Source organism: Pseudomonas bharatica, assembly GCF_048586865.1.
In the GTDB taxonomy this organism is placed as follows: domain Bacteria; phylum Pseudomonadota; class Gammaproteobacteria; order Pseudomonadales; family Pseudomonadaceae; genus Aquipseudomonas; species Aquipseudomonas bharatica.
The window spans coordinates 46905-65558 of sequence record NZ_JBMAWR010000031.1 but is presented as its reverse complement, the minus strand read 5'-3'; the positions used below and the strand labels follow the sequence as shown (position 1 = coordinate 65558).

The 18654-nt window shown below is 62.3% G+C and carries 16 protein-coding genes and 2 pseudogenes; 9 read left to right on the top strand and 9 right to left on the bottom strand.

Features of this window, described 5'->3' with window-relative positions:
- Window positions 1–20: 20 nt before the first annotated feature.
- The gene (gene pcaK, locus ACKLLE_RS25020; protein WP_009401188.1) at window positions 21–1367 is read right to left on the bottom strand and encodes a 4-hydroxybenzoate transporter PcaK; all 1347 of its coding nucleotides are present in this window, start codon (window positions 1365–1367) and stop codon (window positions 21–23) included.
- 266 nt (window positions 1368–1633) lie between these two features.
- Entirely contained in the window at window positions 1634–2509 is an 876-nt protein-coding gene (gene pcaR, locus ACKLLE_RS25015) for a pca regulon transcriptional regulator PcaR (protein ID WP_170394293.1), read from the bottom strand.
- A gap of 536 nt (window positions 2510–3045) precedes the next feature.
- Between pcaR and ACKLLE_RS25010 the strand changes: the two genes are divergently transcribed.
- Both ACKLLE_RS25010 and ACKLLE_RS25005 read left to right on the top strand, forming a co-directional pair.
- The gene (locus ACKLLE_RS25010) at window positions 3046–3252 is read left to right on the top strand and encodes a hypothetical protein (RefSeq protein ID WP_064303893.1); all 207 of its coding nucleotides are present in this window, start codon (window positions 3046–3048) and stop codon (window positions 3250–3252) included.
- Window positions 3253–3580: 328 nt separating this feature from the next.
- Window positions 3581–5053: an inorganic phosphate transporter gene (locus tag ACKLLE_RS25005; RefSeq protein WP_064303892.1), complete on the top strand. Its 1473-nt coding sequence runs from the start codon at window positions 3581–3583 to the stop codon at window positions 5051–5053.
- A gap of 99 nt (window positions 5054–5152) precedes the next feature.
- Here the strand turns inward: ACKLLE_RS25005 and ACKLLE_RS25000 are convergent, their stop codons facing one another.
- Window positions 5153–6619, bottom strand: coding sequence for a helicase HerA-like domain-containing protein (locus ACKLLE_RS25000; RefSeq protein WP_420059349.1), 1467 nt, complete (start codon window positions 6617–6619; stop codon window positions 5153–5155).
- 173 nt (window positions 6620–6792) lie between these two features.
- Here ACKLLE_RS25000 and ACKLLE_RS24995 point away from each other — a divergent pair.
- The 5 genes and pseudogenes from ACKLLE_RS24995 to ACKLLE_RS24975 all read left to right on the top strand — a co-directional run.
- Window positions 6793–7812: pseudogene (locus tag ACKLLE_RS24995) on the top strand (cache domain-containing protein); the annotation flags it as partial.
- A gap of 90 nt (window positions 7813–7902) precedes the next feature.
- Entirely contained in the window at window positions 7903–8667 is a 765-nt protein-coding gene (locus tag ACKLLE_RS24990; RefSeq protein ID WP_376699740.1) for a methyl-accepting chemotaxis protein, read from the top strand.
- Between the two features lie 153 nt (window positions 8668–8820).
- Window positions 8821–9936, top strand: a complete 1116-nt coding sequence (locus ACKLLE_RS24985; RefSeq protein WP_420059348.1) for an N-acetylglucosaminyl phosphatidylglycerol synthase — start codon at window positions 8821–8823, stop codon at window positions 9934–9936.
- A complete protein-coding gene (locus tag ACKLLE_RS24980; protein WP_420059347.1) occupies window positions 9929–10693 on the top strand; it encodes an N-acetylglucosaminyl phosphatidylglycerol deacetylase in 765 nt (254 codons plus the stop codon). Before ACKLLE_RS24985 ends, ACKLLE_RS24980 begins: the two co-directional genes overlap by 8 nt.
- Complete coding sequence (locus ACKLLE_RS24975) at window positions 10690–11682, top strand: glucosaminyl phosphatidylglycerol flippase (RefSeq protein WP_420059352.1); 993 nt, start codon at window positions 10690–10692, stop codon at window positions 11680–11682. The genes ACKLLE_RS24980 and ACKLLE_RS24975 overlap by 4 nt, the downstream gene beginning before the upstream one ends.
- Before the next feature lie 6 nt (window positions 11683–11688).
- Here the strand turns inward: ACKLLE_RS24975 and ACKLLE_RS24970 are convergent.
- Window positions 11689–11823 (bottom strand): annotated as a pseudogene (locus ACKLLE_RS24970) (hypothetical protein); the annotation flags it as partial.
- Between the two features lie 4 nt (window positions 11824–11827).
- Window positions 11828–12679 (bottom strand): formyltetrahydrofolate deformylase, encoded by an 852-nt coding sequence (gene purU, locus ACKLLE_RS24965; protein WP_064303887.1) that lies wholly within the window; start codon window positions 12677–12679, stop codon window positions 11828–11830.
- Between the two features lie 314 nt (window positions 12680–12993).
- Between purU and mvaT the strand changes: the two genes are divergently transcribed.
- A complete protein-coding gene (gene mvaT, locus ACKLLE_RS24960; protein ID WP_009401198.1) occupies window positions 12994–13374 on the top strand; it encodes a histone-like nucleoid-structuring protein MvaT in 381 nt (126 codons plus the stop codon).
- 67 nt (window positions 13375–13441) lie between these two features.
- Here mvaT and sbcB read toward each other — a convergent pair whose 3' ends face one another.
- The 3 genes from sbcB to ACKLLE_RS24945 form a co-directional block, all read right to left on the bottom strand.
- Entirely contained in the window at window positions 13442–14878 is a 1437-nt protein-coding gene (gene sbcB / locus ACKLLE_RS24955) for an exodeoxyribonuclease I (protein ID WP_420059351.1), read from the bottom strand.
- Between the two features lie 32 nt (window positions 14879–14910).
- Window positions 14911–15270, bottom strand: a complete 360-nt coding sequence (locus ACKLLE_RS24950) for a hypothetical protein (RefSeq protein WP_064303885.1) — start codon at window positions 15268–15270, stop codon at window positions 14911–14913.
- A gap of 146 nt (window positions 15271–15416) precedes the next feature.
- Window positions 15417–15803: a tetratricopeptide repeat protein gene (locus ACKLLE_RS24945; RefSeq protein WP_009394752.1), complete on the bottom strand. Its 387-nt coding sequence runs from the start codon at window positions 15801–15803 to the stop codon at window positions 15417–15419.
- 232 nt (window positions 15804–16035) lie between these two features.
- Between ACKLLE_RS24945 and pyk the strand changes: the two genes are divergently transcribed.
- Window positions 16036–17487 carry a pyruvate kinase gene (pyk, locus tag ACKLLE_RS24940; RefSeq protein WP_009394751.1) on the top strand — a complete coding sequence of 484 codons (1452 nt, stop codon included), beginning with the start codon at window positions 16036–16038 and terminating at the stop codon, window positions 17485–17487.
- Window positions 17488–17632: 145 nt separating this feature from the next.
- Here pyk and ACKLLE_RS24935 read toward each other — a convergent pair whose 3' ends face one another.
- Window positions 17633–18568, bottom strand: a complete 936-nt coding sequence (locus tag ACKLLE_RS24935) for an iron-sulfur-binding ferredoxin reductase (RefSeq protein ID WP_420059346.1) — start codon at window positions 18566–18568, stop codon at window positions 17633–17635.
- Window positions 18569–18654 lie beyond the last annotated feature (86 nt).

Below are 18654 nucleotides of genomic sequence, written 5' to 3'. Positions count from 1 at the left end.
GCCCGCGCTAGCATCCGAAATCAGGTCGCATCAGCATGGCTGACCACACCCTTGACGATCACCGCCACGGTGGCCAGGCCTGCCGGAATCACCAGCGCCGTCAGCACCTGCTCGAAGTTCCAGCCCAGGCCCAGCAGGGTCGCGCCCATCCAGGCACCGAGGATGGCGCCGAAGCGACCGATCCCGAGCATCCACGACACACCGGTCGCCCGCCCCTGGGTCGGGTAGAAGCGTGCCGCCAGCGAAGGCATCGCCGATTGCGCGCCGTTCACGCACATGCCGGCGATCAGCACCAGGGTCGCGAGCAGTGTGATATTGCCCAGGCTCTGCCCGACCGCGTAGGCGAACACCCCGGCCAGCAGGTAGAAAGTGCCGATGACCTTGTGCGGATTGAAGCGGTCCATGGCCCAGCCGACGCCCACTGCGCTGAGCACGCCACCGAACTGGAACAGCGCGCCAATGAACGCAGCCTGCTCCATGCTCGCACCGCTGTCGCGCATCAGCGTCGGCAGCCAGCTGGTCAGCAGATACACGATCACCAGGCCCATGAAATAGGTCAGCCACAGCAGCAGGGTGCCAATGCTGTAGGTACCGGAGAAGATCACCGCCAGCACGTTGCGGCTCTTGACGGTCTTCTGTTCCGGCACGCTGAAGCTGCTGGCCCGGGCTACGGTGGCCGGCTCGATCGGGGCAAGGGTCTTGCGGATCTTGTCGATGCTACGGTTGCGCACCACCAGGAAGCGCGCCGACTCCGGCAGCCAGAACACCAGGACCACCGCCAGCACTACCGGCAGCAAACCGCCAATCAGCAGCAGGCTGTGCCAGCCGTAGGCCGGGATCAGCTTGGCGGAAATGAAACCGCCACCGGCCATGCCCAGGTTGAAACCGCAGAACATGCTGGTCACCAGCAGCGACTTCAAACGCTCGGGTGTGTACTCCGACAGCAGGGTCGTGGCGTTTGGCATGCCGGCGCCCAGACCCAGGCCGGTCAGGAAGCGCAGTACCAGCAACTGGTCGACATTGGTGCTGTAGGCCGACGCCAGGCTGAAGCCGCCGAACACCACGACCGCACCGACCAGCACTACCTTGCGGCCGAAACGGTCGGCCAGCGGCCCGGAGCCCAGGGCACCGAAGACCATGCCGATCAACGCGGCACTCATCACCGGGCCGAGGCTGGCGCGATCGATGCCCCAGTCCTGGGACAGTGCCGGAGCGATGAAGCCCATGGCAGCGGTGTCCAGGCCATCGAGGAATACGATCAGGAAACAGAGGATCACTACGCGCCACTGATAACGCGACAAGGGTTGGGCATTGATGAAGGACTGGACGTCCAGGGAAGTTCCGGTAGCAGCGTGCGGGCTGTTCATTGTTGTTATCCGATAAATCAGGCGAGCAGGCGCGAGCGCGTCTTGGCTAAACGCGAAGCGCGGGTCTGGACAAGGAAGATCTGGTAAACGAGGTCTAGCCGGTGCGGCTAGGTATGGATGTGCGGGTCATTGGACTGTGCCTCTCGCTCATTATTATTGACGGACCGGTCAGGCCGGCCGTTGCGAGCGACATTAATAAGGGCCGCGAAACCGCGCAATTCGATAAACGCATCAGTGTGCGTTTATCGAACAGGTTTGCATGCCTTTCAGGCGAAAAGCTGGGCGCTGAGATCGCGACTGGCAGCAATCATGATCGGCAGGAAACGCTGCTCCAGCTCGCTGCGGCTGACCCTGCCGGCATGCGTACTGACGTTCAGCGCCGCCAGCACTTGCCCCGAAGCATCGTAGACCGGCACGGCGATGGAGCGCAGGCCTTGCTCCAGTTCCTGGTCAACGATGCACCAGCCTTGCTGGCGGACCACCTGCAGGCATTCGAGCAGCGCTTGCGGGTCGTGGATGGTGCGGCTGGTCTTGGGCTGCAGGTCGGCGCGATCGAGGTATTCGTGGAGGCTGGCGTCGTCCAGGGCAGCGAGAAGGATGCGGCCCATCGAGGTGCAGTAGGCCGGAAGACGCCCACCCACCGACAGGTCCACCGATATCAGCCGCTGAACAGTGGCGGACCGGGCTATATAAAGGATGTCGTCGCCTTCCAGGGTCGCCATGTTGCAGGCTTCATGCAGTTGGTCGCTCATGCGGTCCAGGTACGGCTGGGCGGAAACCGCCAGCGGCGTAGACGACAGATAGGCGTGGCCCAGGGTCAGGACCTTGGGCAGCAAGGAATAGGTGCGCCCGTCGGTCGTGGCATAGCCCAGCTTGATCAGGGTATGCAGGCAGCGCCGCACCGCCGCCCGGGGAATCTCCGTACGGTGGCTGATCTGGGCGATGGTCAGGTGCCGCTTGCGCTCCTGGAATGCCTGCACCACCGCCAGGCCACGGGCCAGGGAAGTCATGAAATCCGGATCGCCGGTGAACGCCTGGATGCGCCTGGCTGGCGACGCCACGATAGGCGGCGCCAGTGACGAGAATGAATTGCGTACCTGGTCGCTCAAACCTGAACCCTTCGGGGCTGTTTCATCGCTCATGACTCACCTCGGTCACACTCTCACGAGGGCGATTATCGAACCATCGACCGATAATCGCAATTGACCAAACGCCATAATTGCTTATACCTTTCCTCCGCCCTTGTGGCTTCTTGGAGAGACTGGTCAGGTACCCACCGTAGAAGTCCCGGGTACGGCCTCGCCCACCAGCGAGGCCGTTTTTCTTTGAACCGATTAAAAGCGGTTCTTGCGTATATATTGTTTTACGCAACAAAAGAGGGAAACAAAGTCCCTTCTTTTAATGTCCTGATTCTTCTACCCCATAATTGGACGTATCCATCTTCCCGTCACTTGCTATACTCGGGCAACGATGTCGCCCGTCCGGGCCTCGTCGATATGGATTCCCTGTTGGACTTGCCGAATCCCCGTGTCAGGCGCAACCCTGCGCCGACACCAGACGAAAGTCTGTTGCTACGACAGCCTTTATCAACTCTGGCAACCGTAGCCGCGCGCGCGTTACGTCACCTCAGCACTAACGCCTCGCGTAAGCCAGCGTAACTTGATCGACAGGTAGCACTGTGACGAAAGACGAACTGCGCGCGGAACTTGAGCGCCAGGAACAACGCTTCAAGGAAGTCTATGGTGGCGAAGTCACCACCTATGCCGCGCAACCCGAACCGGAACGCAAGCCGTGGCGCAAGCGGGCCACGGTGATGGACCAGGTATTCGCCGAAGAATTGCGCAAGATGGAACAGGAAAAGGACGGCAAGCCCGAGGAGCCTTGAGCCCTCGGCGCCGACCCGATCCGGACCGCAACGGTACCTGTCCATGCAGGTACCCCGCTGCTTGCATCCGCTATTGAAGATGAAACCGTAATGGTTTCTGACAAATTTCATACGTTCGTTTGAAATTTTTCTGGCATCAAGAATTCACGATTTTCTCATCAAATAGTCGCTTTCTCGTGGATTTTAGCCGCGTTTTTCTTCCAGCCACTCGTCCGCGCGGGTGAACCTGCGGTACTCTGCGGCCCTCCACCGGTCAGCAGCCAGTGCATTGATTACGGGGGATTTCTGGCATAATCGCGCCCCCTTATGACCGGGTCAGAAAACCTTCATGATCGAATTATTCAGCGGACTTGATGCGTGGGTACTGGTGAGCCTCATCCTCGCCTTGACCTTCGTACTCGCCTTCGAGTTCATCAATGGCTTTCATGACACCGCGAACGCGGTAGCGACAGTCATCTACACCAAGGCCATGCCCCCGCAACTGGCGGTCTTCGCCTCCGGTGTCTTCAACTTCCTCGGCGTGCTGCTCGGCGGTGTCGGTGTTGCCTACGCCATCGTCCACCTGTTGCCGGTGGAGTTGCTGATCAACGTCAACACCGGGCACGGCCTGGCCATGGTCTTCTCGCTGCTGGCCGCCGCCATCGCCTGGAACCTGGGTACCTGGTATTTCGGCATTCCGGCCTCCAGTTCCCACACCCTGATCGGTTCGATCCTCGGCGTAGGCCTGGCCAATGCGCTGCTCAACGACATTCCCTTGGGCGATGGCGTCAACTGGCAGAAAGCGATCGATATCGGCATGTCCCTGGTCCTTTCGCCGATGGCCGGCTTCCTGGTCGCCGCGCTGGTGCTGCTGGGCCTGAAATGGTGGCGTCCGCTGTCGAAGATGCACAAGACGCCGGAGCAACGGCGCATGCTCGACGACAAGAAGCACCCTCCTTTCTGGAACCGCCTGGTGCTGGTCATGTCGGCCATGGGCGTAAGCTTCGTGCACGGCTCCAACGATGGCCAGAAAGGTATCGGCCTGATCATGCTGGTACTGATCGGTATCGTTCCGCAGCAATTCGTTCTTGACCTCAACAGCACCACCTACCAGATCGAGCGGACTCGCGACGCCACCCTGCACCTGAGCCAGTTCTACCAGCGCAACCACGAAACCCTCGGTGAGTTCCTGGCCCTGGGCAAGGCTGCCAAGGGCGATCTGCCCGAGCAGTTCAGCTGCAACCCGCACCAGACCGAGCCGACCATCGCCGCGTTGCAGCAATCGCTGGAAGGCGTCGCCGACTATCGCGTGCTGAGCGCCGAGAAGCGTGTCGAAGTGCGTCGTTACCTGCTGTGCCTGGACGACACCGCGAAGAAGGTCGGCAAGCTGCCGGGCCTGGAGGCTCGCGAGAAGTCCGACCTCGACAAGCTGCGCAAGGACCTCACCGCCACTACCGAATATGCGCCGTTCTGGGTCATCCTGGCCGTTGCCCTGGCCCTGGGCCTGGGCACCATGGTTGGCTGGAAGCGCGTCGTGCTGACCATCGGCGAGAAGATCGGCAAGCAGGGCATGACCTATGCCCAGGGCATGTCGGCACAGATCACCGCGGCGTGCGCCATCGGCATGGCCAACGTCTTCAGCCTGCCGGTATCGACCACCCACGTGCTGTCGTCCGGTGTGGCCGGAACCATGGTCGCCAACCGCAGCGGCCTCCAGGGCGGCACCGTACGGACCATCCTGCTCGCCTGGGTGCTGACCCTGCCAGCGTCGATGGGCCTGGCGGCCGGGCTGTTCTGGTTGTCGACGCGGTTCGTTGGCTGATTTGCAGAGAATTGAAAAAGGCGCCTCTACAGGCGCCTTTTTGCACTGCCAACCTGTGGGAGCCGGCTTGCCAGCGATGAGTCCCTCAAGAACAACACATCATTTGCGCTTGCCGCCCAGCAAAGACCCCATCAACCCCCGTACCAACTGCCTCCCGAACTGGTTCGCCGCCTGCCGCACCGCCGACTTGATCGCCTGCCCTGCCGCACTCTGCAGGAACTCCCCGGCCTTGTCCGCCAGACTCTCCTCCTCCTTGGCGGCTACCACCGGCGCCTCGCCCTTGCGTGCCATCAGGATTTCATAGGCCGATTCGCGGTCGATCGGTTTGTCATAACGCCCCGCCAATGGAGACCCGGCCACCAGCGCCGCCCGCTCAGCCTCGCTCAAGGGGCCGATCCGCGATTGTGGCGGGGCGATCAACACGCGCTGCACCATCCCGGGGGTGCCTTTATCCTGCAAGGTGCCCACCAGCGCTTCGCCAATTCCCAGCTCCGTCAGCACCGTGAGGGTGTCGAACGCCGGGTTGGGCCGGAAACCGTCCGCCACCGCACGCAGCGACTTCTGCTCCTTGGCGGTAAAGGCGCGCAAACCATGCTGAACCCGCAAGCCCAACTGGGCCAGCACATCATCCGGCAGGTCAGCTGGCGACTGGGTCACGAAGTACACGCCCACGCCCTTGGAGCGAATCAGCCGCACCACCTGCTCCAGCCGATCCTGCAAGGCCTTGGGCGTGCCATTGAACAGCAGGTGCGCCTCGTCGAAGAACAGCGCCAGCAATGGCTTGTCCGCATCACCGCGCTCCGGCAGCTGTTCGAACAACTCCGCCAGCAGCCATAAAAGGAAGGTGGCATAGACCTTGGGCGACTCGTGAACCAGGCGGCTGGCATCGAGCAGATGAATGCGCCCGCGTCCGTCCGGTGCAGGGTGCAACAGATCTTCCAGTTGCAGTGCCGGCTCGCCGAACAGCGCCTCGGCGCCCTGCTGCTCCAGGGTCGCCAGGCGTCGCAACAAGGCCTGGGTCGATCCGCTGGTCATCAGCGCAGCGTCCTCGCCCAATACTTGCGGGTTGTCCTTGAGGTGCCCGAGCAACGCCTTGAGGTCCTTGATATCCAGGAGCAACAAGCCTTCCCGGTCCGCTACCTTGAAGGCGGCATACAGTGCCGCCTGCTGACTGTCATTCAACTCCAGCAGGTTGCCCAGCAACAGCGGCCCCATTTCACTCAAGGTAGTGCGCAGTGGATGACCGGATTGGCCGTGGATATCCCACAAGGTCACGGGATAGGCCTGGGGACGATGATTCAGCCAGGACATCCCGGCGATGCGCTCGGCCACCTTGCCCTGGGGATTGCCCGCTGCACCCAGGCCACAAAGGTCGCCCTTCACATCGGCGGCGAACACTGCCACGCCGGCATCGCTGAAAGCTTCCGCCAGGCGTTGCAAGGTTACGGTCTTTCCGGTGCCGGTGGCACCCGCGACGAGGCCGTGCCGGTTGGTCAGGCGCAGGGCCTGGGAAACCGGCTGTCCGTCAAGGTCTGCACCCAGAACGAATTGCGTGGAGTCCGGCATGTTTTTTCATCCTCCATATAAAGCTTTTGTGTGAATCAGCCGATATCAAAGTGTGATTGATCGCTCGAAAAACAGGAAATCCCCGATAAGGACATGGGACCTCTCTCTGACTCTCATCAGCGACTCCGTGCGAACCACCCGGATATTCAAGACCTTAGCGGACCCAACACGCCATGAATAAAAATCTCCGTTTCAGCCACAAGATATTGTTGGCTGCCTCACTGATCGTGATGCTCGCGTTCAGCCTGTTCACCTTGTACAACGACTACTTGCAGCGTAATGCCATCCGGGAAAACCTGGAGAACTATCTCGGCGAGATGGGCGATACCACGGCGACCAATATCAAGAATCTTTTTGATGGTCGCATTCTGCTGGTAGAGAACGCGGTGCAGAACATCGCTGCCGATCCGCAGAACGTCGGCACCGTGCTCGGCCAGAAAGCACTGACATCCAGCTTCCTTACTACCTACATGGGCCATCCGAATGGTGACTTCACCATTCGCCCGCAGTTGAAGATGCCCGATGGCTACGATCCGCGTGCGCGTCCCTGGTACAAGGACGGCCTGGCCGCCGGCAAGACCATCCTGACCGAGCCCTATATCGACATGAGCACCGGCAAGATGGTGATTTCCATCGTCACCCCGGTATCCACGCAGATCGGCGTGGTCGGGGGCGACCTGGCCCTCGATGGCCTGGTGGAAATCATCAACTCGCTGAATTTCGGCGGCATGGGCTACGCCTTCCTGGTCAGCGACCAGGGCAAGATCCTGGTTCACCCGAACAAGGACCTGACCATGAAGGCCATGAGCGAATTGTTCCCGAACAATACCCCACGCCTGGACAAGAAGCCGGTGGAAGTGGAAATGGACGGCAAGCCGACCATCCTCAGCTTCACCCCCGTCAAAGGCCTGCCTTCGGCCAACTGGTATATCGGTCTGGCTGTAGACAAGGACAAGGCCTACGGCATGCTCAGCAAGTTCCGGACGTCGGCAGTGATCGCCACCCTCATTGCAGTGGGCTTCATCATCGGCCTGCTGGGCCTGCTCATCAACGTGCTGATGCGTCCGCTGCACACCATGATCCGCGCGATGGAAGGCATCGCCCAGGGCGAAGGCGACCTGACCCGTCGCCTGAGCATCCACAACCACGACGAATTCGGCATGCTCGGCAAGGCCTTCAACCATTTCGTCGAACGTATCCACCAGTCGATCCGCGAAGTGGCCTCGGCCACCGAGCATGTCAACGAGGTGGCCCTGCGCGTGGTCGCGGCCTCCAACTCGTCGATGGTCAACTCCGATGAGCAGAGCAACCGCACCAACAGCGTTGCCGCGGCCATCAACCAGCTCGGTGCCGCCGCCCAGGAGATCGCCCATAACGCTGCCCAGGCCTCGCAACAGGCCAGCTCGGCGCGTCATCTGGCCGAGGAAGGCCAGCAGGTAGTGGACCGTAGCATTCAGGCGATGAATCGTCTGTCGGACATGATCTCCACCTCCAGCACCCACATCGAGACGCTGAACAGCAAGACCGTGAACATCGGCCAGATCCTCGAAGTGATCACCAGCATTTCCCAGCAGACCAACCTGCTGGCGCTCAACGCCGCCATCGAGGCGGCACGCGCCGGCGAGGCCGGGCGCGGCTTCGCGGTGGTGGCCGACGAGGTGCGCAACCTGGCGCACCGCACCCAGGAGTCGGCGCAGCAAGTACAGAACATGATCGAGGAGTTGCAGGTCGGTGCCCGCGAGTCCGTGGAAACCATGAGCCAAAGCCAGCGCCACAGCCACGACAGCGTAAGCATCGCCAACCAGGCGGGCGAGCGCCTGAGCAGCGTGACCCAGCGCATCGGCGAGATCGACGGCATGAACCAGTCGGTGGCCACCGCCACCGAGGAACAGACCGCCGTGGTCGATTCGATCAACATGGATATCAGTGAAATCAACATGCTCAACCAGGAAGGTGTCGAAAACCTGCAATCGACCCTGCGCGCCTGCGCGGACCTGGAGCAGCAGGCCGGTCGCCTGAAGCACCTGGTCGGCAGCTTCCGCATCTGATCCCACCGTCCCGTCCGGCGGCACATTGCCGCCGGACCCTGCCGTAACAATTCGAACAAACTATCCTTGTCCAGGGTCAACCTTAAGGCACGTAACTGCGGCTTGCCTGCGCCGCATGACTGTCCGAAAGAAGATCCGGGAGGGATGCTGATCGTGCATATCGCTGACATCACCATGTTCTACGCCCCTGCCAGCGGCGGAGTGCGTACCTATCTTGATGCCAAACACCGCCGCCTGGGCCTTGCACCGAATGTTCGACACAGCCTGCTGATTCCCGGCGCCAGCGCGCGCCACCACAACGGAATCCACGAAGTACCCGCCCCGCCGCTGCCATTCGGCAACGGCTACCGTTTTCCGCTGCGCCTGGCGCCCTGGTGCAATGTCCTGCGCGAGCTGCAGCCCGACCTGATCGAGGTCGGCGACCCCTACCTTACCGCCTGGGCTGCGCTGGATGCGCGTCGCCGGCTGGACGTGCCGGTGATCGGTTTCTATCACTCCGATCTGCCGCTGCTGGTCAGCAACCGCATGGGCAATTGGTTTACCCCCAATGTCGAAGCCTATGTCAGCAGGCTCTACGGCAATTTCGACCGGGTTCTCGCGCCTAGCCAGGTCATGGCCCACAAGCTGCGCAGACTTGGCATACGTGATGTGCATGTGCAGCGCCTGGGCGTCGACCTGGAGACCTTCCATCCAGAACGCCGCGACCCTGGCCTGCGTGCCGAACTCGGGCTGAGCGACGATACCCGCCTGCTGGTCTTCGCCGGACGCGGCTCGCGGGAAAAGAACCTGCCGGTGCTGCTCGACTGCATCCAGCGCCTCGGCAAGCCCTGGCACCTGCTGCTGGTGGGCTCGCATATGCCCGCCAATGTGCCGGACAACGTCACGGTGTTCGACCGCTTCCGCCCGGCCAGCGAAGTCGCCCGGCTGCTGGCCAGCGCCGACCTGCTGGTGCATGCCGGCGACCAGGAAACCTTCGGCCTGGTGATTCTCGAAGCCATGGCCAGCGGTACCCCCGTGGTCGCGGTGGCCGCCGGGGCCTTTACCGAGATCGTCGATCCAGGCTGTGGCCAGCTTTGCCAGCCGGGTGACGGCCAGGCCATGGCCAATGCGGTGCGCGAGGTCTTCGAGCGCGGCACCCATGAACTCGGGCAACAGGCACGGCGGCATGTCGAGCGGCACTACAGTTGGGACAACGTGGTCAGCGGCCTGCTCGCCCATTACCGCGCCGTGCTCGGCTACAGCGACCTGCCGGTACGCGCCCATGCATGAGCGCCTCGCTGCCGGCCGTAGCGTGCTGCTGGTACTGCACGACGTAGCGCCGGAAACCTGGCCGGACTACCAGCCCTTCGTCGAAGCAGTGGATGCCCTGGGCGAGGTGCCCATGACCCTGCTGGTGGTCCCGGATTTCCACAAGCGCAATGCCCTGGAGCAAGACGCCGGGTTTCGCCGGATCATGCAACGACGGCTGGTGCGTGGCGACGAACTGGCCCTGCACGGTTATTACCACGCCGACGATGGGCCCGCCCCGCGCTCGCTTCGCGATTACTTCATGCGCCGCATCTATACCTGGGAGGGCGAGTTCTACGGTTTGAGCGAAGCCCAGGCATTGCAGCGCCTGGAAGGAGGGGTCGAGCTGTTCCAGCGCCTGGACTGGCCACTGACCGGCTTCGTCGCCCCCGCGTGGCTGATGAGCGAAGGCACTCGTCAGGCACTGCGCCAATTACCGCTGCATTACACCAGCGACCCCCAGCATCTTTATCGACTGCCGGACTTCACCGCCATCAAGGCTCCAGGGTTGGTGTGGAGCGCACGCAGCGCCTGGCGCCGGGGCTTGTCGAAAGCCGTCAGCACACTGCAGGAGCGACGCATGCACGGTGCCAGCACCCTGCGCCTGGGCCTGCATCCGGTGGATATGCGTCATGACTTTTCCCGCAATTATTGGCTGGATACTTTGCAGCGCCTGCTCGCCGACGGGCGTACGCCCATGACCAAGATGGCGTGGCTGGCCAGCAGGCCGGTGCCGTGAACCGCTTCGGCTGGCTGCTGGCAGCGCTGGTGATGGCAGCGCTGGTGCCGGTTTTGCTCGGCGGCAGTGACCTGCTGCCTCGCCTGCGCGGCTTTCCTCCAGGGCTGCTGGTGGCATTGTTCGGCATGATCGTCCTGTGCTGGGCGCTCAATTCGTTGCGCCTGCGCTTGTTACTGGGCAGCCAGGGCGAGAAGATTGGCCGCCTGCGCAGCCTCGGGGTGGTCATGGCCACGGAGTTCGCCATCTGCACCACACCCGGCGGCAGCGGCGGCCCGTTGACTTTGATGGCCCTGCTTTCCCGCGATCGTGTGCGGCCGGCCCACAGTGGCGCGGTATTCGCCATGGACCAGTTGAATGACCTGCTGTTTTTCCTCTGCGCCGTTTTCGCCATCGTCATCTACACCCTGTTCCACAGCCTGGGGCGCAGCCTTGAAGGCATGCTGCTGGGCAGCGCGCTGCTGATGCTCGCGGTACTGGGCATGGGTATCGGGTTGCTGCGCTGGCGGCGCGACTGGATGCGCTGGAATGGCCGCCTGCTGAAAAAACTGAATGTACGCAGCGCAACGCGGCGGCGCTGGGCAAGACGACTGTTGCATTTCTTCCGGGCGTTCCGGGCGACCTTGCGTCTGCCGCGCAGGGTGCTGGCCCTGGTGTTCATGCTCACCTGCCTGCACTGGGCGCTTCGCTACAGCGTGCTTTACCTGGTCCTGGCGGGGCTGGGGGGCAACCTGCAGTGGGTGTCCAGTTTCCTGGTCCAGGTGCTGTCGTTGAGTGCCGGGCAATTCAGCCTGCTGCCGGGCGGCGCGGGTGCGGCGGAACTGACCTCTGCAACCTTGCTGACGCCGATGGTCGGCAAATCAACGGCCGCGGCCGCGGTGCTGGTCTGGCGGGTTGTTACCTACTATTTCTACCTGGTCGCCGGCGGGCCGGTCTTCCTCTGCCTGCTGGGCAAGCCGCTGCTCGAGCGGATCAGCGGCCTGCGCCGCTAGCTGCGCCTGCCACAGCTCGGCGGCACCGGGGAAATCGGTGCCGTCCTCGCTGCCCAGGGCATCTGGGTCATAACGGCTGAGACAACCCTCGCCCAGGGTAGGCGGGGGATGGGCCGCAGCCTTGTCGAGCGGATCGGCCATGGCCTCAGTTGAAGACCACGGTCTTGTTGCCGTGCACCAGCACGCGGTCTTCCAGGTGGTAACGCAGGCCACGGGCCAGGACCATCTTTTCGACGTCACGACCGAAACGAACCATGTCCTCGATGCTGTCGCTGTGGCTGACACGCACCACGTCCTGCTCGATGATGGGCCCGGCGTCCAGCTCTTCGGTAACGTAGTGGCAGGTCGCGCCGATCAGCTTCACACCACGCAGCGAGGCCTGGTGGTACGGCTTGGCACCGACGAAGGATGGCAGGAAGCTGTGGTGGATGTTGATGACCTTCTGCGCGTATTCCTCGCACAGCTGCGGCGGCAGGATCTGCATGTAGCGCGCCAGTACCACCACATCGGCACCATGCTCCTTGACCAGGCGCGAGACTTCGGCGAACGCCGGCTGCTTGTCCTTCGGGTCGACCGGAACGTGGAAGAACGGAATGCCATGCCACTCGACCATGCTGCGCAGATCATCGTGGTTGGAGATCACGCAGGGAATGTCGCAGTCCAGCTCGTTGCTGTGCCAGCGGTGCAGCAGGTCGGCCAGGCAGTGGGACTCGCGGCTGGCCATGAGCACGACACGCTTCTTCTGGTCGGTGTCGGTGATGCGCCAGGTCATGGAGAACTCTTCGGCGATCGGCGCGAACGCCTCGCGGAACGCCTCGATGCCGAACGGCAGGGTATCGGCACGGATCTCGTGACGCATGAAGAACCAGCCGCTCAGGTCATCGGAATGATGGCTCGCTTCGGTGATCCAGCCATTGTGGGACGCCAGGAAATTACTGACTTTGGCGACGATGCCGACACGGTCGGGGCAGGCGATCACCAGCCGATAGGTACGCATGCAGGGGGGCTCCAGAACTTCGCAAAGGCGCACATTCTAACGATTGCCGGGCAAAACTACAGTATCCACGTGACATCCGGGGAGCCGCTGCCGACGCCGTTGCATCCGGGCCTTGGACTGTCGGTCCGGGCGCGGGAAAGCAAAATTCAGTTAGTTGCGAATTTCACCCGACGTGAGTTGTAAAGTGCCAGCGCCACAATCGATGCCGGGAATAAACAATCAAAGGTGCCGCATTCGAATGTTTACTTGAGCAAATTGTCTGACTATTATTGCCCCACTGTTACCCAGAACTCCCAATTTGCAAGGAACGACTCATGTCCCTGATCAACGAATATCGCGCCACCGAAGAAGCCATCAAAGAACTGCAAGCCCGCCTGAAGAATCTGTCCGAAGACAACAAGCTGCAACAAGAGCTGGAGTTCGAAAAGAAGCTGCGCGATCTGATGGGGACCTACGGTAAATCCCTGAAAGACATCATTGCCCTGCTGGACCCGGACGCCAAGCTGAACAAGGCGCCACGTGGCGCTGCAGTTAAACCCGCCGGCACCAAGCGCGCTCGCAAGGTCAAGCAATACAAGAACCCGCACAACGGTGAAATCATCGAAACCAAAGGTGGCAACCACAAAACCCTCAAAGAGTGGAAAGCCAAGTGGGGCGGTGACGTTGTAGAAGGCTGGGCTACCCTGCTGGATTGATTTGGGCCCCTACCAATAAAAAACGCCGGCATTGCCGGCGTTTTTTATTGGGTGGTCTTTACATTGCTTACATTCCCAGCCGCTGGCGCAGGCCATTGGCATGTGCACGCCACGCCTCAAGCAAGGCCAGCTGCGCGCCATCGGCCGTTGCCAAAGCCTCCTGCAGCGCGGTTTCAAAGGCGGCGAGGGTATGCGGCGCGCCCATCGCTTCGTCATTAAGACGCTGCTGGCAGAATGTTCTCCATTGCACTTGCTCCGTTTCATTGAGGCTCGCCGGAAAGTTCCTGGCCCTATATCGGAACAATAACTCTGTCAGACGCGGATCGTCGAACATCCACTGCCCACTCGCCAATTGCTGGGGATCGGCCATGCGTACCTGCTCGCATAGACGCCGGTCGCGGTCACCGAAAAATCCGTCATACAGCTGCTGCTCGGGATCTTCACCAGGGGCAAATTCCCGACCTTCATAAATTGGCGTCAATTTATTTTCCCACTGCTCCCGCACGGCAATCAGCTGTTCACCACGGCGTAGCAATTCGGACATATCGAGGCCCAGGCGCAGCTGATCCTGCTTGCGCAATACCGCCAATGGCGCCACTACCGGGCAGCGATTGATGTGCAACAACTTGAGAGGAACAGGCAATTGTCCTTCAGGCATTTCCTCGCGACGCATGTATAAACGCTGGCGCAATACTTCGGAATCTTCCTTCAACAACGGTGCAATATCCTGGTGCAAGTCACAAACAATCAGGGCATTGCGATTGGCGGGATGCCAGGCCAGCGGCAGCACCACGCCAAGATAATTACGCGCCGCCGAAAAGCGTCCGGAAATATGTACCAAGGGCTGCAACAGGCGAATCTGATCGAGGACTTTATGTTTGCTGCGCAGCTCGAACAGCCACTCATAGAGGCGCGGTTGCTTTTGCCGGATCAGGCGGGCCAGGGCGATGGTTGCGCGCACGTCCGACAAGGCCTCGTGGGCCTGGCCGTGATGGATGCCGTTGGCCGCGCTGAGCAGTTCCAGGCGCAGGCTGACCTGGCCATTCACCTGCGGCCATTCGATCCCCTCGGGACGCAGCGCATAGGCCGTGCGCACCGTGTCGATCAGATCCCAGCGGCTGTTGCCGCCCTGCCATTCACGGGCATAGGGATCGAAGAAATTGCGGTACAGGCTGTAGCGGGTCACTTCATCGTCGAAGCGCAGGGTGTTGTAGCCGGCGCCGCAGGTACCGGGACGAGCCAGCTCGGCATGCACCCGGGTCATGAAATCGGCTTCACCCAGGCCATCACGGGCCAGTTGCGCTGGAGTGATCCCGGTGATCAGGCAGGCGGCCGGGTGCGGCAGGATATCGTCGCTCGGCTGGCAGAACAGATTGACCGGCGCTTCGATCTCGTTGAGGTCCAGATCGGTGCGCACGCCGGCGACCTGCAAGGGCCGGTCGCAGCGTGGATCGATGCCGGTGGTTTCGTAGTCGTGCCAGAAAATGCTGGAGGTCACGGCGATTCATCCTGAACGGTAAATCGCCGAAGTCTACCTCATGCCGATGTCGGCAACGGCCTGAAGCTGAAGTAGTTGAACAGGGCCGCCACCAACTGGTCGTACTCCCGGGGCGCCTGCAGCAACATGAATCCCGAGTCGTAGAAGCCGGGGCTTTCGTCCTCGTGGCACCACAGGCAACTGGCGGTGATGTTGATGCGCTGCCAGGCGCCGGCCTTGGCGGGAATGCGCAATTGCAGTTCGAAGTCGGGGCCGACCAGCAAAGGCAGGGTGCTGATCAGCATGAGGCCGTCCTCCGATGCATAGCCCAGGTAGCCGATGGGCTGTTCGGTGAAACGGTTGTAGACCTTGAGGAAGCTGGGGAGCAGGTGTCGCTCGATTCGGCGCTCGGTATACATGGCAATGGGTCGCAATGGATAACCCTTAGAGCAGGGTCGCGCTAGTGCCGTCTTGTACAGGTGCACGCTGGTTGTACACAGTCTGTTTCACTCAGAGTAGCGCAGACCGGAGCAAGGCATCCAGCGCAAATTGGCCCCCCGTCGCCTCACCGCAACGGTGCGAGCGGAGCCGGGCGCGGGGTCGCGGCCTCGCCCTCGCGATAATGTCCAAGCTGTTCAAGCGTTTGCAGGCGCGCACGGGCCCGGTAGGCGTATTCATTCTGCGGGTACTGCTGGATGATGAATTTGTAGGTCTGCGCCGCGTCGACGAACAGCATCTGCCGCTCCAGGCACTGGCCACGCAGCAACGCCGTCTCCGGCCAGATGAACGGTCGCGCGCGGCTGGTGCGATCGACCTGCGACAACTCCAGGGTGACCCGCTCGCAATCGCCACGGTCATAGGCCCGGTAGGCATTGTTCAGATGGTGGTCCATGGACCAGCGGGTGCAGCCGACGACGCTGGTCGCCAGCGCCAAGACAATCAGGGCTCGCATGGGAATTCTCCTTTGATAGGCAATGTATCGGCGCCTGACCGGAATTCTTCAACCACGAAGCTGCAAGAGAATACGCGATCCGTTTTTACTTGTAGCTTTCGGCTTGTAGCTTGCAGCTCGAAGTCCCGTTCAAACGCCCGCCCTGCCCCGGCCCAAGGTAGTGCAAAGGAACAATGACTACAGCGTTTTTCAGGAGTAGCCTTTCGCTGCGCTTCACTACAGGAGTCTGTGCATGACCATCCGCCGTACCAAAATCGTCGCCACCCTCGGCCCCGCCAGCAATTCACCGGAAGTAATCGAACAGCTGATCCTCGCCGGCCTGGATGTCGCCCGCCTGAACTTCTCCCACGGCACCCCGGACGAGCACAAGGCGCGTGCCCGGCTGATCCGTGACATCGCTGCCCGCCACAATCGCCACGTGGCGCTGCTGGGCGACCTGCAGGGTCCGAAGATCCGCATCGCCAAGTTCACCAACAAACGTATCGAACTGAAGGTGGGCGACCGTTTCACCTTCTCCACCGCGCACCCGCTGACCGCCGGTACCCAGGAAATCGTCGGCATCGACTATCCGGACCTGGTAAAGGACTGCGGCGTCGGTGACGAACTGCTGCTCGACGATGGCCGCGTGGTCATGCGCGTCGAAACCGCCACCGCCGACTCGCTGCACTGCGTGGTGCTGATCGGCGGCCCGCTGTCCGACCACAAGGGCATCAACCGCAAGGGTGGCGGCCTGACCGCCCCGGCCCTGACCGAGAAAGACAAGGCCGACATCAAGCTCGCTGCGGAAATGGACCTGGACTACCTGGCCGTGTCCTTCCCCCGCGATGCATCCGACATGGAATATGCCCGCCGCCTGCGCGACGAAGCCGGCGGTACTGCCTGGCTGGTGGCCAAGATCGAGCGCGCCGAGGCCGTGGCCGACGACGAGACCCTCGACGGCCTGATCCGCGCCAGTGACGCGGTGATGGTGGCCCGTGGCGACCTCGGCGTGGAAATCGGCGATGCCGAGCTGGTGGGCATCCAGAAGAAGATCATCCTGCACTCGCGCCGCCATAACAAAGCGGTGATCGTCGCGACCCAGATGATGGAGTCGATGATCCAGAACCCGATGCCGACCCGCGCCGAAGTGTCCGACGTGTCCAACGCCGTGCTGGACTACACCGACGCGGTGATGCTCTCGGCCGAGAGTGCCGCCGGTGCCTACCCGCTGGAAGCCGTGCAGGCCATGGCGCGAATCTGCCTTGGCGCGGAAAAGCACCCGACCAGCAAGACCTCCAGCCACCGCATGGGCACCCAGTTCAGCCGCTGCGACGAAAGCATCGCCCTGGCCGCCATGTACACCGCCAACCACTTCCCGGGCGTCAAGGCGATCATCGCCCTGACCGAAAGTGGCTACACCCCGCTGATCATGTCGCGGATCCGCTCCTCGATCCCGATCTTCGCCTTCTCCCCGCACCGCGAAACCCAGGCCCGCGTGGCCCTGTTCCGCGGGGTCTACACCGTGCCGTTCGATCCGGCCGCGCTGCCGGCGGAAAAGGTCAGCCAGGCCGCGGTGGACGAGCTGCTCAAGCTCGGCGTGGTCGAGCAGGGCGACTGGGTCATCCTGACCAAGGGTGACAGCTACCACACCATCGGTGGCACCAATGGCATGAAGATCCTGCATGTCGGTGATCCGCTGGTTTGATGTTGCTGCTGTGAATAAAAAACGCCCGGACTTGAGCCGGGCGTTTTTCATTGTTCTTTCGGGCCTCATCGCCGGCAACGCCGGCTCCCACAGGATCGGCGGAGTACACGATACCTGTGGGAGCTGGCGTTGCCAGCGATAGGGCCTACACATGCCCTACAAAAAGGTCTGAATACACCTGGTTCCTCGGCACCCCCGCCAAAAACAACCGCCGCGAAAACGCCTCCACACTCCCCGGCGCCCCACACACCAGCGCCACCGTCTGCCGCGATTGCACGCGCAAGGCCGCCAGTGCCACAGGCAATTCCGTCGGTGTCACCAGCTCCACCTGCAACTGCGGATGCCGCGCCGCCCTCTCCTTCAATTCCTCGGCCAGATAATGCCCGCCCTCGTCCCGCGCCAGATGCAGCACGCGGATCGGCCCGCGATGCTCCTGGCGCAAGGCTTCGCGCAGGATGCCCCACAACGGCGCCAGCCCCGTCCCCGCTGCCAGCAGCCAGAGCGGCCGCTCCTGCCAGTCCGGGTCGTAATGGAGGCCGCCGGCGCGCAGCTCGCCGAGCCGCAACTCCGCGCCTTCGAGCAGATGCCGCGCTGGCGTGCAGAATGCACCCGGCTGGCGACAGTCGATATGGAACTCCAGCCACGGATCTTCCCCCGGCACGCTCGCCAGGGAATAGGGCCGTGCCACGCCCAGGGCGTTCCACAGCAACAGATGCTGCCCCGCCTGGTAGCGCAAGCCGTTCAGGGGTTTCAGACGCAAGCGCAGGACATCGCCCAGCCAAGCCACGGAAACGACCTGCGCCGGCTGGCCATCGGTCTTCGGATCGAACAACGCAACCCGCAGGTCCATCCCGATCCGGCACTGACACGCCAGGCGCCAGCCCAACTCGCGCTGCGCCGCGCTCAAGGCCTCCGGCCGCCCGTCCTCCGGCTCGCCTTCGACACAGCGCACCAGGCAGGCATGGCAGCTCCCGGCCCGACAGCTGTAGGGCACGCCACAGCCTGCATCATTGAGCGCATCGAGCAGATTGCTGCCGGGCGCAACGGACCATTGGCGTTCGCCGACCTGCAGTTCAGGCATTGCTGTTCATCTCCACTGACTATTCATGCGCCAAATCTAGGCTCGTTCCGATTGACAGGCCAGGAGAAACAGCAAGAACGATGCCG